Source organism: Rhizobium mongolense subsp. loessense (assembly GCF_900099775.1).
Taxonomy (GTDB): domain Bacteria; phylum Pseudomonadota; class Alphaproteobacteria; order Rhizobiales; family Rhizobiaceae; genus Rhizobium; species Rhizobium loessense.
In genome coordinates this window covers 291,223-305,043 of sequence record NZ_FMTM01000002.1, presented here as the reverse complement: position 1 = coordinate 305,043, position 13,821 = coordinate 291,223, and the positions used below count along the sequence as shown (strand labels likewise).

General features: G+C 61.1%; 12 protein-coding genes. 9 read left to right on the top strand and 3 right to left on the bottom strand.

Translation table 11 applies throughout. The annotated features are described in order from the left end of the window. The first annotated feature begins 5 nt into the window (after positions 1-5). From BLP23_RS09090 to ligD (BLP23_RS09055), 9 genes are all read left to right on the top strand, one after another. Positions 6-1,754 carry a glycerol-3-phosphate dehydrogenase/oxidase gene (locus BLP23_RS09090; RefSeq protein ID WP_167363858.1) on the top strand — a complete coding sequence of 583 codons (1,749 nt, stop codon included), beginning with the start codon at positions 6-8 and terminating at the stop codon, positions 1,752-1,754. Then, positions 1,727-2,569, top strand: coding sequence for a class I fructose-bisphosphate aldolase (locus BLP23_RS09085; RefSeq protein ID WP_092584556.1), 843 nt, complete (start codon positions 1,727-1,729; stop codon positions 2,567-2,569). The genes BLP23_RS09090 and BLP23_RS09085 overlap by 28 nt, the downstream gene beginning before the upstream one ends. A 30-nt stretch (positions 2,570-2,599) precedes the next feature. Then, positions 2,600-4,129: an FGGY-family carbohydrate kinase gene (locus tag BLP23_RS09080; RefSeq protein WP_092584555.1), complete on the top strand. Its 1,530-nt coding sequence runs from the start codon at positions 2,600-2,602 to the stop codon at positions 4,127-4,129. A gap of 2 nt (positions 4,130-4,131) precedes the next feature. Next, the gene (locus BLP23_RS09075) at positions 4,132-5,751 is read left to right on the top strand and encodes a GMC family oxidoreductase (protein ID WP_092584950.1); all 1,620 of its coding nucleotides are present in this window, start codon (positions 4,132-4,134) and stop codon (positions 5,749-5,751) included. 511 nt (positions 5,752-6,262) lie between these two features. Next, positions 6,263-6,415, top strand: a complete 153-nt coding sequence (locus tag BLP23_RS33625) for a hypothetical protein (RefSeq protein ID WP_167363857.1) — start codon at positions 6,263-6,265, stop codon at positions 6,413-6,415. A 145-nt stretch (positions 6,416-6,560) separates the two neighbouring features. After that, the gene (locus tag BLP23_RS09070; protein ID WP_092584554.1) at positions 6,561-6,755 is read left to right on the top strand and encodes a hypothetical protein; all 195 of its coding nucleotides are present in this window, start codon (positions 6,561-6,563) and stop codon (positions 6,753-6,755) included. A gap of 21 nt (positions 6,756-6,776) precedes the next feature. After that, positions 6,777-7,352: an alpha-ketoglutarate-dependent dioxygenase AlkB gene (locus BLP23_RS09065; protein ID WP_092584553.1), complete on the top strand. Its 576-nt coding sequence runs from the start codon at positions 6,777-6,779 to the stop codon at positions 7,350-7,352. Between the two features lie 124 nt (positions 7,353-7,476). After that, on the top strand, positions 7,477-7,788 hold the full coding sequence (locus BLP23_RS09060) for a DUF982 domain-containing protein (RefSeq protein WP_092584552.1): 312 nt from the start codon (positions 7,477-7,479) through the stop codon (positions 7,786-7,788). A 144-nt stretch (positions 7,789-7,932) separates the two neighbouring features. Further along, positions 7,933-10,575: a DNA ligase D gene (gene ligD, locus BLP23_RS09055; RefSeq protein WP_092584551.1), complete on the top strand. Its 2,643-nt coding sequence runs from the start codon at positions 7,933-7,935 to the stop codon at positions 10,573-10,575. Positions 10,576-10,851: 276 nt separating this feature from the next. Here the strand turns inward: ligD (BLP23_RS09055) and ligD (BLP23_RS09050) are convergent, their stop codons facing one another. From ligD (BLP23_RS09050) to ku (BLP23_RS09040), 3 genes are read right to left on the bottom strand one after another with little or no spacing between them, the layout of a single operon-like run. Further along, a complete protein-coding gene (ligD, locus tag BLP23_RS09050; RefSeq protein ID WP_092584550.1) occupies positions 10,852-11,901 on the bottom strand; it encodes a non-homologous end-joining DNA ligase in 1,050 nt (349 codons plus the stop codon). Between the two features lie 4 nt (positions 11,902-11,905). Beyond that, positions 11,906-12,724, bottom strand: a complete 819-nt coding sequence (gene ku, locus BLP23_RS09045) for a non-homologous end joining protein Ku (protein ID WP_092584549.1) — start codon at positions 12,722-12,724, stop codon at positions 11,906-11,908. Positions 12,725-12,738: 14 nt separating this feature from the next. After that, positions 12,739-13,638 (bottom strand): non-homologous end joining protein Ku, encoded by a 900-nt coding sequence (gene ku, locus BLP23_RS09040; RefSeq protein WP_092584548.1) that lies wholly within the window; start codon positions 13,636-13,638, stop codon positions 12,739-12,741. Positions 13,639-13,821 lie beyond the last annotated feature (183 nt).

Sequence of the window (13,821 nt, the reverse complement as noted above, 5' to 3'; positions counted from 1 at the left end):
TCATGATGAACCGCGAACAGACATTGGACGGGCTTCGCCGAAGCCCGAAGGTGGACGTGTGCGTCCTTGGCGGCGGCATCAACGGTCTCAGCGTGTTCCGCGAGCTGGCGCTGCAGGGCGTCAACGTGCTCATCGTGGAGAAGGGCGACTATTGCTCCGGGGCCAGCGCCGGGCTCTCGCGCATGGTGCATGGCGGACTGCGCTACCTTGAAAACGGTGAGTTCAACCTCGTGCAGGAATCGCTCGTCGAGCGCGACCGGTTGCTGCGCAATGCCCCTCACTATGTCGCTCCGCTGCCGACCATGGTGCCGATCTTCGATATCTTTTCCGGGCTGGCAAACGGCATCGTGCGCTTTCTGGGGCTCACCCGTCGGCCGAGCCGCCGCGGCACCGTCGCCATCAAGGCTGGACTGAGCATCTACGACTTCCTGACGCGCAAGCGCGCCCTGATGCCACGCCATCAGTTTCGCGGTCGCAAAAGCACGCTTGCGAAATGGCCGGCGCTCAATCCGGCGATCCGCAACTCCGCCACCTATTATGATGCCTGGGTGAGTCACCCGGAGCGCATCGGCATTGAGCTCCTGCTTGATGGGCTCTTGGCCGGCCCGAGCGCCGGCGCCTTGAACTATGCGACGATCGAGCATGCACGGGGCGGGGAGTTTCTGCTGCACGACAAGATTTCGGGCGAAACCTTGGCAATCAAGCCGTCACTGGTCGTCAACGCGACAGGCGGCTGGATTGATATCGCCAATGGCGCGCTCTTTCCTGAGGCAGCTCGTCCCGCGCCGCTGATCGGCGGCACGAAGGGCTCGCACCTCATCATCGACCATGCGGGGCTTCGCGACATGCTCGATGGCCACATGATCTACTACGAGAACGAGGACGGGCGCATCTGCATCCTCTTTCCTTATCTCGGCAAGGTGCTCGTCGGCTCGACGGATATCCGCGTGGACGACCCCGCAACGGTGCGCTGCGAGGCCGACGAGCGGGATTATATCCTGCAATCGCTCGCCTTCGTGTTGCCGGGTGTCCGCATCCGCCCGGAAGAGATCGTCTTCCAGTTCGCAGGCGTGCGCCCGCTGCCGGCAAGCAATGACAGCTTCACCGGCCGCATCCCGCGTGACCATTATTGCACCGTTCTCGAAGGCCGCGACGGCGGGCCACCAGTGCTCTGCATGATCGGCGGCAAGTGGACGACCTTTCGCTCCTTCGGCCAACTCGCCGCCGACATGGCGTTGGAACGGCTTGACCGGAGCCGCCTCTTCGACACGGCGGACCGCACTTTCGGCGGCGGACGGGCATTTCCGATAGACCGTAGCGGCTGGATTCGGGACCTGTCGGAATCGACAGGCCTTTCCCTCGATCGCGTCGCAACGCTTTTCGAGCGCTATGGTACAGATGCGAAGGCCGTTGCCCGCTTCACCGCCGCGGGGCCGGACAACCTTTTGCCTCATGCCGGCTACAGCGCCCGGGAGCTCCTGCATCTCATCCGCACGGAGGCGGTCGAGCATCTGGACGACCTGCTCCTCCGGCGCACGACACTTGCCATCACCGGTGAGCTTTCCCTCGACATGGCCGAGACCGCGCTCGACCTCCTCGCCGACGAGAAGGGCTGGCCAGTGCAGCGCAAGGACGAAGAGCGCACCCGTTTTCTCACCCTCATGCGCGAGCGCCACGGCGTCGCGGAGGCAACCCTTTCGGCAAGGAACAAACAAAGGAGTGAAGCATGCGAGACAACCGCAAGATCCGGATGAACCGACTGTTCGGCAACGGCCGTTGCCTGGACGTGGCGATCGATCACGGCGTGTGCAACGAACCGTCCTTCCTCGATGGACTGGAGAACATGCCGGCCATCGTGAACGCGCTGGTCGATGCGAAGCCGGATGCGATCCAGATGAACTACGGCCAAGCCGACCTGCTGCAGAACATTGCCGGCAAGGAGAAGCCGGCGCTCGTCATGCGCATCGACATGGGCAACCCCTATAACCGGATCCGCCATCGCGACATGTGGGCGGTGTTGCAGAACGAGGCGGAGCCGCTGATCGGCGCGTTGCAGATGGATGCCGCCTGCGTGGTGGTCAACCTCTTCATGCTGCCCGACGAGCCGGATCTCTTCCGCCAGTGCGTGCACAACATTTCTCGCGTGCGGGCAGACTGCGAAAAGTACGGTGTGCCGCTGATGATCGAGCCGCTCGTCATGCAGCCGGTCACTGAACGCGGCGGCTACATGGTCGATGGCGATGCCGACAAGATCGTGACGCTGACGCGGCTTGCCCGCGAGATGGGCGCGGACATAGTCAAGGCGGATCCGACGGCGAATACGGAAGATTTTCACCGCGTGGTCGAGGCTGCGCGCTGCCCGGTTCTGGTGCGCGGCGGCGGCAAGGAAGACCTGCGCGCCGTGTTCGCCAAGTCCGCGGCCTTGATGCGGCAAGGTGCGGTGGGCATGGTCTATGGCCGCAACATCTACCAACATGCCAATCCGAGCGCCGTCGTGCGCGGGCTCATGGCGATCGTACACGAGGATGCGAGCAGCGAGGACGCCTTCGCGCTCTATCAGCAGGGATGAAGGCATAACCGAACCTGGGAGGGGTTGCGAATGGGAGACTATCTTTTAGGGATCGACGCCGGCAACACCGTCATCAAGGCGGTGATCTTCGATCGGACTGGCCAGGAACTGGCGCATGCGGGGGAGGAGGGCCACAGCCGGATGCCATACCCCGGCCATGTCGAGCGCGATCTCGGCGAGCTGTGGGCCCATGCCAAGCGTGTCATCCGCACCTGTCTGGACAAGGCGGACATCGCGGCGACCGATATCGCCGCAATCGGCTGTGCCGGCCATGGCAACGGGCTTTATGCGCTCGACCGGAACGGCGAACCGCTCCTCGCCATCCAGTCGCTCGACACGCGGGCGATAGGTCTCGTCGAAGAATGGGCGGCCGAAGGCGTTGGCGACCGGACCTATCCGATCGGCCGTCAGCGCCCCTGGCCCTCGCAGACGCCAACGCTTCTTGCCTGGCTGAGGCGTCACAGGCCCGAGCTCTTCGAGCGCATCGGCACGGTGTTCTTCTCCAAGGATTTCGTCGTCAACCGTCTGACCGGCCGTCGCGTCAGCGAGGTCTCGGACATGTCCGGCGCCGGCCTGCTCGATCTCGCCGCCCGCCGGTACGACCGGACGCTGATGGCTGCCTATGGCCTGGCCGACTGCATGAACCTGCTGCCGCCGCTCATCGAAAGCGCCGACATCGCTGGCACCGTGACTGAAGAGGTCGCAGCGCAAACCGGGCTTGCAGCCGGCACGCCAGTCATCGGCGGGTTGTTCGACGTCGTCGCCTCTGCACTCGGCTCGGGCGTCTCGCGTACGGGCAGCGCCTCGATCATCGCAGGCACCTGGAGCATCAACCAGGTGATCATCGATCGCCCCGCCCTCGACGGGCCGGTCTTCATGTCCGCGACCTTCGACCGTAGCCGTTACATGGCGATGGAAAACAGCGCGACCTCGGCCGCCAATCTCGAATGGCTGGTAAGGGAGTTCTTCGAGGGGGAACATCACGATGGCGTATCGCCCTTCGACGGCTGCTGCGCTTTGGCGGCTGCGATCGAGCCGTCGTCCGACGATCCAGTCTACCATCCCTACCTCTACGGCGCCCAGCAGGACGGCCATGCGCGCGCGGGCTTTTATGGAGTTGCGGGCTGGCATGGCAAGGGGCACCTGGTTCGCGCGCTTCTGGAAGGTGTCGCCTTCGGGCATCGTCAGCACATCGAGACGATCCGCAAGGCGGGCGCCATCTTCGACGAGGCCGTGCTGTCGGGCGGCGGATCGCGCAGCCGCCTCTGGCCGCAGATATTCGCCGACGTGCTGGGTATGCCGGTTTCCGTCGCTGTCTCGCGGGAAACGGGCGCGTTGGGCGCGGCGATTGCGGCGGGAACGGGCGTCGGCCTCTTTGCCGATTTCACGGAAGGGGCGAATGCCATGGTGCGGGTCGAACGGCACTACGAGCCGAACGATGCGCTGACGGCGCACTACAACAGGCGCTATGCACTGTACAGGGATATTGCCGAAGCGATGACCCCCCTCTGGCGGCGGCTTTCGGCAGCCAAAGACCAGGTGGCGGGAGCTGCGGCATGACCATGAATAGCACTGAAATGCCGGTGGACGAAGGCAGCTACGATTTCATCGTCGTTGGTGCCGGCTCGGCCGGATGCGTCCTGGCAAACCGTCTGTCGGCCGATCCGAAGAACCGGGTCCTGCTGCTCGAAGCCGGCGGCTCGGATCGCTACCATTGGGTCCATGTGCCGATTGGCTATCTCTATTGCATGGGCAACCCGCGCACCGACTGGATGATGAAGACGGCCGCGGAAGCCGGCCTCAACGGCCGCGCGCTGAACTATCCGCGCGGCAAGCTGCTCGGGGGCTGCTCATCGATCAACGGCATGATTTATATGCGCGGGCAAGCCGCCGACTACGACGGCTGGCGGCAGGCCGGCAATGTGGGCTGGGGCTGGGACGACGTACTGCCCTACTTCTTGAAGTCGGAAGATAACTATCGTGGCAAGTCCGCCACGCACGGCGCCGGCGGCGAATGGCGCGTCGAGCGCCAGCGCCTCTCCTGGCCGATTCTCGACGCCTTTCGCGACGCGGCCGAAGAACTAGGCATTCCGAAGACCGGGGACTTCAACGATGGTGACAACGAGGGTTCGGGTTATTTCGAGGTCAACCAGCGCGGCGGCGTGCGCTGGAACACAACAAAAGCCTTCCTGCGGCCGGCGATGAAACGCACGAATCTGCGCCTGCTCACAGGCGCGGAAACTGAGCGGCTTGAATTCAACGGAAAGACGGTCACCGGCGTGCGCTTCCAGCATCGCGGCCGCCTCTGCGTCGCTCGCGCATCCCGACAAGTCGTGCTATCGGCTGGCGCGATCAACTCTCCGAAGATCCTGGAGTTGTCGGGCGTCGGCCGGCCAGAGGTGCTCTCGGCCAACGGCATTCCCGTCCACCACGACCTTCCGGGTGTCGGAGAAAACCTTCAGGACCACCTTCAGATCCGCACGGTTTTCAAGATTGAAGGCGCGCGCACATTGAACCAGCTCTATCACAGTCTTTTCAGCCGCGTCGGCATGGGTTTGCAATATGCCATCGGCCGGTCCGGCCCGCTCTCCATGGCGCCAAGTCAGCTCGGTATCTTTGCCAAGAGCGATCCGGCCGTCGCGACGGCCGATCTCGAGTACCATGTCCAACCGCTCAGCACCGACCGTCTTGGCGAACCGCTCCATCGCTATCCGGCTGTAACGGTGTCCGTGTGCAATCTCCGGCCCGAAAGCCGCGGCACGGTGCATGTGACGACGCGCGAGGTGGCGCTGCCGCCAGAAATCCGCCCGAATTATCTCTCCACCGCCGGCGACCGGATTTTGGCGGCACGGTCCATCCGCCACGCTCGAAGCCTTATGAAAACGAAGGCGCTCGCCCGCTTCCGGCCGCAGGAAATCCTTCCCGGTCGGGAGCACGACAGCGACGAGGATTTGATCCGCAGGGCAGGCGACATCGCGACGACCATTTTTCACCCAGTCGGCACATGCAAGATGGGGAATGACACTTTGGCGGTGGTGGATCCGACGCTGAACGTGCACGGGCTCGATAGATTGCGTATCGTCGACGCCTCTATCATGCCGACGATTGTCTCCGGCAACACGAACTCACCGGTGATTATGATCGCGGAGAAGGCTTCGGAAATCATTCTGAAGCAGTTGTGAGCCTTGATCGAAAATGTGCTTAGAGCCAGCACTGACGTTCACGTTCAATCGCAGTGAGCCAGACTCCAGTTCTGATCCGTTTGAGGCGCCTAATCTGTGCAGATTGATCCTACGAGAGGCGAGCCAGTTTTTATGTTGTGCTGGTGATTGTGCGGCAGATCACCGCCGTGGACCATCACTTTACGATTCCACCGATGAGCTCGAGACTATCCAGCCTCGCGCGTTCTCCGGCAACCGACCCTCTCTGTCGTCTTCGCCATCCTGAACCAACGCGGGATACCCCGGCGTTCAGGGCCGGGGGTCAACGACATACCATGCAAGGTTGAGCACCTCCATTCACCCATCTGTGTCCGCGGCTGTGCACCGCCTTGTAATGCAGACCGGCACCTCTTATCTTTTGGCAATCACCCACATAATCCCACACCACGCGGCGTGCGTCCTGATGAGGTCGACAATCCGCGTGCTAAAAGGGCGGCCGAGGTGTGGCCGCCCGTGCTGCTAAGGTACTCGATTGAACCAGACAAGCATTGCTACCGCGCCTGCGGCCATGAAGCCGCGCGAGCGCGGTGACGTCGTCGCTCGGCCGGACAACAACTGGAAGCCGTACCCCTGCCTTCTAACGCGCAGGGAAGTGGAGGCGATCATTGCCGAGCAACTCGGCTGAACATTCACCACAATAATAAGGGAGAAGCAGTTGCAGGGTGCAGCGCAAGGGCCCGTTCCCTATCGCCGTGCGCCGAGCGTCTGCCAGTAAATGATTTTGGCCCGCCGGCACATTGAGCCCAGCCGAAACCTTGAAAGGTCGAACGATGGAAGAATTGCACAGTATTACAATCTCGGACGAGCGGCTCGACGATTGCCGCGATGTCGTCGAGCCTGATCTGCAGGATCTGATCCGCACTACGATTGGTTCTGGCTTCTCGGCCGAGGAAGTCCTGATTGCGATCAGCGAACTGGTGGCAGAAGATTTCGCCGCAGTCGTCAAAACGCCGAGTGTCCACTGACACGCCGGCGAGGAATTGACCATGAGCATTTCGCCGCAAGGAGACTTGTTTGCTGAAGCGGAGGCGCGGTTGCCCCAGGGCTTCCGCTATCAACCCGCCGTCGTTCCCGAGGCGGTCCAGTCGGATCTGCTTCGAGAGATAAGACAATTGCCTCTGAAACCCTTCGACTTTCATGGCTTTGAGGGCAAACGAAAGGTCATCTCCTATGGCTGGAAGTATGACTTCGATAGGGAGCGGGTGAGGCGCATTGACGACGTGCCGCCGTTCCTTTTGCCCGTGCGCTCCCTTGCGGCCGCTTTCGCCGGTATCGAACCCGATGGCTTGCAACAGGCGCTGATTACCGAATATGCGCCGGGTGCGCCGATCGGCTGGCATAAAGACAAAAAGGTGTTCGGCAGGGTCGTCGGTGTCTCATTGCTGTCGCCGTGTACTTTCAGGCTGAGGCGCCGCGCCGGCCCGAACTGGGAGCGTGTGTCGGTGATTGTCGAGCCGGGCTCGGTCTACCTGCTGTCGGGTCCCGCCCGGAACGAATGGGAGCACTCGATCCCGCCTGTCGAGCAGCTTCGCTATTCCATTACCTTCCGGGAGATCGGCTGACGGAACCGAGCAGGTTCCCTGAACAACGGCGCGATGATCTGGTTGGCCTTACGGTCTTGAACAGCCGGAGACAATTCCCAATATCATTTCGTCAGGATCATTGGTGGCATGAAAGGAGGAAAAGATGCCGCTGAACGATGTTCCATGGACCCGGCCGGTAAGGATTCGGCTGCGATGCGGTTTGGAGCGGATCTTCACAGGCGCATACGACGCGTTGGATTTTCTCGAAAACGAATGGCCACTGCGCCACGGAGAGCGCCACGAGCGCGCGGTGAAGACGTGCCGGGGTGCCCTCAACGGAACCATTCCCGCGGTGATCGCGCGCGAGGCGTTCCTGGCGGCTTGCCTCGAAGCCGGCATGCCTGCCGTCATGGCCCCGTGGAAGAGAAGGCCGTCCATCCATCCGGCCCGGCCAGCACGTGTAGCCATTATCTAGGGCATCGGTGATGGCCTCGTCTCCGAAGAGGCGAGGCCTGGTACGAGCTTCCTGTTTTCCGATGATCGGCTGCAGGAACGCCATCATGGAACTTCCAGCTGCCAAGGAGCATTCCGCTGTCGGACGCTGTTTTCGGGAACAACCATGGCCAGTGACAAACTATCGACCTATCGATCGAAGCGCGATTTTCAAAGGACCGCTGAGCCGAGCGGTGAAGCGCGCATTGCGCGCAGCAATCGCCCTCGTTTCGTCATCCAGAAACACGACGCGACCCGCCTTCACTACGATCTCAGGCTCGAGTTCGATGGGGTCTTCAAGTCCTGGGCCGTGACGAAGGGTCCGTCCCTCGACCCGCACGACAAGCGGTTAGCGGTCGAGGTGGAGGACCATCCACTCGATTATGGCGATTTCGAAGGGACTATCCCGAAAGGCCAGTATGGCGGCGGTACTGTGATGCTATGGGACCGTGGCTATTGGAAGCCGGAAGGAAAGAAGAGCCCGAAGCAAGCTCTGGAAAAGGGCGACTTCAAATTCACCCTCGAAGGCAAACGCCTGCATGGCGGCTTCGTGCTGGTGCGCATGGGCAACGACCGCGAACGTGGCAAGCGAACCAACTGGCTGCTGATCAAGCACCATGACGCGTTCTCGGTCGAGGAGAATGGCGCGGCGATCCTGGAGGAGAATGACACATCGGTCGCCTCCGGCCGAACAATGGAGATGATCGCCGCTGGCAAAGGGCGCAAGCCCAAACCTTTCATCGTTGCGGGAGGCGACGTTCAGGCTGATGCGGTCTGGGACAGCCATCAAGGCCTAGCCGCTGACCAGCGAAAATCGGATGTGCGCGACGGCAAGGCGCAGGTTTCGCCTGTCGACCTGCCTGACTTCGTCGAGCCACAGCTCTGTCAGACCCTGGAGCGCCCCCCCGCGGGCAAGGGCTGGATCCACGAGATCAAGTTCGACGGTTACCGGATCCAGATGCGCGTGCTGGACGGTGAGGCGACGCTGAAGACCCGCAAGGGCCTCGACTGGACAGCCAAATATCGCGAAATAAGCGAGGCGGCATCTGCACTGCCCGATTCGATTATCGATGGTGAGATCTGCGCCCTCGACGAGAATGGCGCGCCCGATTTCGCAGCCCTGCAAGCGGCGCTTTCGGAAGGCAAAGCCGGCGATCTCGTCTACTTCGCATTCGATCTTCTTTACGACGGTGGTGAGGATCTACGATCTCTGCCAGTCGTAGATCGGAAGGCGCGGTTGCAGACCCTGCTGGCCGAGGCAGGCAACAATCCCCGCATTCGGTTTGTCGAGCATTTCGAAACTGGCGGCGACGCGGTCCTCAGATCTGCGTGCAAGCTGTCGCTGGAAGGCATCATCTCGAAACAGGTGGATGCGCCGTACCAATCTGGCCGAACCGAAACCTGGGCCAAATCCAAATGTCGGGCCGGCCACGAGGTCGTGCTGGGGGCTTATGCCAAGACGAATGGCAAGTTCAGATCCTTGTTGGTCGGCGTCTACTACGGCGACAACTTCGTCTATGTCGGCCGCGTCGGTACCGGATACGGCGCGAAGAAAGTGGAAACGTTGCTTCCGAAGTTAAAGGCGCTCGAGACGACGAAATCGCCCTTTAATGGCATCGGCGCGCCGAAGAAGGGGGCGGAAATCACTTGGCTGAAGCCCGAACTCGTGGCGGAAATCGAATTCGCAGGCTGGACCGCTGACGGTCTTGTCCGCCAAGCTGCTTTTAAGGGACTGCGCGATGACAAGCCGGCCAAGGAAGTCGAGGCCGAACGGCCGGCGAAGCCTTCCAAGACCGACGTGCCCCGGCCGGCTCAGGCATCTACGGGGTCTAGGTCAACGCGGCGGAAGGGTGTTAAGGCGGAGGTGATGGGCGTGCTGATCTCCAACCCGGACAAGCCGCTGTGGCCGGATGCCAATGACAAGGGACCCGTCACCAAGGAAGAGCTGGCCCGCTATTACGAAGCCGTCGGTTCCTGGATGATCGAGCACATCAAGGGGCGGCCCTGCTCCATTATCCGAGCGCCTGACGGGATCGGTGGTGAGCAGTTTTTCCAGCGACATGCCATGCCTGGCACCTCGAGCCTTCTCGAACTGGTGAAGGTCTTCGGTGACAAGAAGCCTTATCTGCAGATCGACCGGGTCGAGGGTTTGGCAGCCGTCGCTCAGATCGGTGCTGTCGAACTGCATCCTTGGAATTGCGAGCCGAAGCAGCCGGAAGTGCCGGGACGCCTCGTCTTCGACCTCGATCCTGGTCCGGACGTACCCTTTTCCACAGTCGTTTCAGCAGCCCGCGATATGCGTGACAGGCTCGAGGAACTCGGACTGATCAGTTTCTGTAAGACAACTGGCGGCAAGGGCCTTCATGTGGTCACTCCGCTTGCCATCAACAAGCGCAAGCCGCTCTCCTGGCCGGAGGCGAAAGGGTTTGCGCATGCCGTCTGCCAGCAGATGGCGCGCGACAATCCCGAACTCTATCTGATCAAGATGACCAAGAGCTTGAGGGACGGCCGGATCTTCCTCGACTATTTGCGCAATGACCGCATGGCGACGGCGGTTGCACCATTGTCACCACGGGCCCGAGCAGGCGCCACCGTCTCGATGCCGCTGACATGGACGCAGGTCAAATCCCACCTCGATCCGCAGCGATTCACGGTCAGGACTGTGCCGGTTCTGCTCGCAAAGACGTCGGCCTGGCAAGGCTATTGTGATGCCCAGCGGCCGCTGGAGCAGGCGATTAAGCGTTTGGGCCGAACAAGAGCCGCCGCATGAGCGGCATGTCCAATCACTCTGCTGCGGCTCATATTGCCTTGATGGTCATGGCCTGAGTTGCCGTCATGCCAAAACGCATGGGGGCTGGCTTTTCGCCATAGTTGGTTTCATGCTGGCATGCCGTGCATGCCAATAATCCAGCTCGCGCTTGAGAAGTGGCTTTTCGTCATCACTGACGTGCCGTGCCATCGGGAAGCAATCGCCGGCCCTTCGCGCGAACAGCTCCCGCGAAGCGCTGATTGCCTGTCCCGCCGCCAACGGTGTGATCTGTTTCCATCACCAATCCGTCACATCGAAGACGGCCGCGTTGTCCTGGACCTCCCGAAGCCCTTTGTAGGAAGCGTGTCGTAGATTGCGGTCGTGCGTCCAGCCGCGAAATTCGATCTCGGCGATCAGTGTCGGCTGCACGAAGACGAAGCGCTTGCCCTTGAGAGGAACCACGGGCTTGTTCGTTCTCAGCTGATCGAGCGTCTTTTTCAAGTGCTCGGCATCGCTCCTGGTGAAACCGGTGCCGACCGACCCGACATAAACCCAGTCGAAGCCCTTCTTGCCGGCCAATAACAGACTGCCGATGCCGCCGCGCGCTGAGGCCGATTGTTCGTAGCCGACGACCATGAAGCTTTCGCTCTGGACGCACTTGATCTTCAGCCAGTCGCCAGTCCGGCCGCTGCGGTAAGGTTGATCCCGATGCTTGGCTATGATCCCTTCCAGGCCGACCTGGCATGCGTGCTCAAGGAGATCTTCGGCTGGCAGTTCTATCGCTTCGGAAAGGCGTATGGTCTCATTGCTGCCTTCTGGTATCAGATCTTCAAGAAGGCGCCGGCGCACGGCAAGCTCGGTGCGAGTGAGATCGTGTCCATCGAGATAGAGAAGGTCGAAGGCGTATAGGATGGACTCGCTCGAGATCCGTTTGCCGCCCCGACCTCCGAGCGAACGCTGCAAAGCGCCAAAGTCCGACCGGCCCTGATCGTCGAGAACAACGGCCTCGCCGTCGAGAATGGCGGTCGTCACCCCGAGGCCCTTTGCCGCCGTCGCGATCGAGGGAAAGCGGTGGGTCCAGTCATGGCCGCCGCGGGTGATGATACTCACACCCTTTGGTTCGATATGGATCGCGAGCCGGTAACCGTCCCACTTCACCTCGTAAAGCCAATCCGGTCCCACCGGAACCACGCTCTTGAGCAGCGCGAGGCAGGGTTCCACGCGCTGCGGCATCGGATCGAAGGGCAGGTTCGGCTGGTCAGGATCGCGCTTGCGGATCGGACGCGACTGGAGTGCAGAACGGGACACGTCGAGCAATGGCAAAGAGGGCCGGCGCGGGCGCGTCATGAGGCTACTGCCTCTCCGGGTGGTTTTCAGCTTCGACCGATTTGCGCAATGCATCCATGATGTTGATGACGTTGGTTGGCGCCGGCTCTTCCTTGTCCTTGCCTTTCGGCTTTGCCCTAGGGGCCTTCTTAATCAGCTTCTTCTTCGCCTCGATGATGTCGAGAAGCTTATCCTGGACGGGGTCGGAGGCCATCTTCGGGTTCCAGGGTTGTGTCTGTTTTTTGATGAGTTGCTGAACGAGGGGCATCAACTCATTGTCGGTCATCTCGTCATCGATCTTCTCGAAATAGGTCTCGGCGTCGCGGACCTCATCCCCGTAACGCAGTGTCCAGAGCACGATGCCCTTACCGCGCGGCTCAAGCATGACAGCGCGTTCCCGCCGCGAGATGACAAGTCTTGAAATACCGACCATATTCTCGGCCGCCATGGCGTCGCGAATGACCGAGAAGGCTTCCTGGCCGACTGGATCGTCCGGCGACAGGTAGTAAGGCGTATCGAGCCAGATCCATCCAACGCTATCGCGCGGCGCGAACACCTCGATGTCTATGGTTTTGGTGCTCTCGAGTGCAACATTTTCGAGTTCCTCGTCTTCGAGAATGACATAGTCGTTCTCGCCTTTTTGGTAACCTTTGACTTCGTCTTCGTCCTTCACCTCTTTGCCGGTGACGGAATCGACATAGTGGCTCACGACGCGATTGTGGGTTTGCCGGTTCAGCGTGTGGAAGCGCACCTTTTCGTTTTCCGACGTGGCCGGCATCATCTGTACCGGGCAGGTAACCAGCGAAAGCTTCAGATAGCCTTTCCAGTAAGGGCGGAGAGCCATGGTGTCCTCTTCGATCAGCCAGCACGACGCTGGTGGGCGCCAGCAGTGCGACGGGCCGTGGACGCGGCGGCGCTATTGGCCTTTTGCCGGCCTTTGCCGGCGTTGGCGTTGGCCGCGGTGCGTTTGCTCTTGGCAGGCGTGGACATTCCGGCACTTTCACGCAGGGCCTGCAGAAGATCGCTCGGCTTGGATGCCGGGGGTGCCTTCTTCTTCGGCAGCGTGCGGCCTTCCATCTTTGCTTTCACGAGCTCGGCCACCGCCTCCTCGTAGCGGTCGTCGAATTGTTTCGGGTCGAACTCACCCTTCTTGGTGTTGATGATGTGCTTTGCCAGCTCCAGCATCTCGCCTTCAATCTTCAGGTCCGGCATCTCCTCGAACGCCTTTTCGGATGAACGCACCTCGTAGTCGTAGTTCAACGTCGATCCAATCAGGCCTTTACCGTGCGGCCGGATGAGGAGGGTGCGCAGGCGCCGAAACAGGACCGCGCGAGCAATTGCTGCGACCTTGGCTTTTTTCATGCCGTCGCGCAGGAGCTTGTACGCATCGCTCCCCATCTTGTCGGGCGCCAGATAATAAGGTTTGTCGAAATAGACGTCGTCGACCTCGTTGCAAGGAATGAATGCCTCGACCTTCAGTGTCTTGTCGCTATTTGGAATCGCCGCTGCAACTTCTTCGGGTTCGAGGACAACAAAACGCCCGTCCTCGATCTCGAAACCCTTCACCTGTGCCTCGCGCTCCACCGGATCTCCGGTTTCGCTGTCGACGAATTCGCGGCGGACGCGATTGCCGGTCTTGCGGTTCAAGGTATTGAAGGCAATCCGCTCGGAGGACGAGGCAGCCGTGTAAAGCGCGACTGGAAACGCAACTTCACCGAACTTGACGTAGCCCTTCCAGTTCGCTCGCGGGGTAACCATTTACGCGGACTCCTGACTCCAATCATCGCGAATCAACTGAATCACTCATCGATTGTTCCGATTCGAAACGAATCTAATTTCAATGACTTGCCCTGCGCCGCGGCTCGTTTTCCGAGTCAATATCATGGTCTTGATTCGATGCATCTTTTTGCCACGGCGTGCGTTCTATGTCGGTCGCAACTG

Bases quoted from the DNA above. Each gene is read 5' to 3' on its own strand.
- BLP23_RS09085 (WP_092584556.1), top strand. From the start codon at position 1,727: ATGCGAGACAACCGCAAGATCCGGATGAACCGACTGTTCGGCAACGGC.
- BLP23_RS09060 (WP_092584552.1), top strand. From the start codon at position 7,477: ATGCCGCTGAACGATGTTCCATGGACCCGGCCGGTAAGGATTCGGCTG.
- BLP23_RS09065 (WP_092584553.1), top strand. From the start codon at position 6,777: ATGAGCATTTCGCCGCAAGGAGACTTGTTTGCTGAAGCGGAGGCGCGG.
- BLP23_RS09090 (WP_167363858.1), top strand. From the start codon at position 6: ATGAACCGCGAACAGACATTGGACGGGCTTCGCCGAAGCCCGAAGGTG.
- BLP23_RS09075 (WP_092584950.1), top strand. From the start codon at position 4,132: ATGAATAGCACTGAAATGCCGGTGGACGAAGGCAGCTACGATTTCATC.
- BLP23_RS09080 (WP_092584555.1), top strand. From the start codon at position 2,600: ATGGGAGACTATCTTTTAGGGATCGACGCCGGCAACACCGTCATCAAG.
- ligD (WP_092584551.1), top strand. From the start codon at position 7,933: ATGGCCAGTGACAAACTATCGACCTATCGATCGAAGCGCGATTTTCAA.
- ku (WP_092584548.1), bottom strand. From the start codon at position 13,638: ATGGTTACCCCGCGAGCGAACTGGAAGGGCTACGTCAAGTTCGGTGAA.
- BLP23_RS09070 (WP_092584554.1), top strand. From the start codon at position 6,561: ATGGAAGAATTGCACAGTATTACAATCTCGGACGAGCGGCTCGACGAT.
- ligD (WP_092584550.1), bottom strand. From the start codon at position 11,901: ATGACGCGCCCGCGCCGGCCCTCTTTGCCATTGCTCGACGTGTCCCGT.
- ku (WP_092584549.1), bottom strand. From the start codon at position 12,724: ATGGCTCTCCGCCCTTACTGGAAAGGCTATCTGAAGCTTTCGCTGGTT.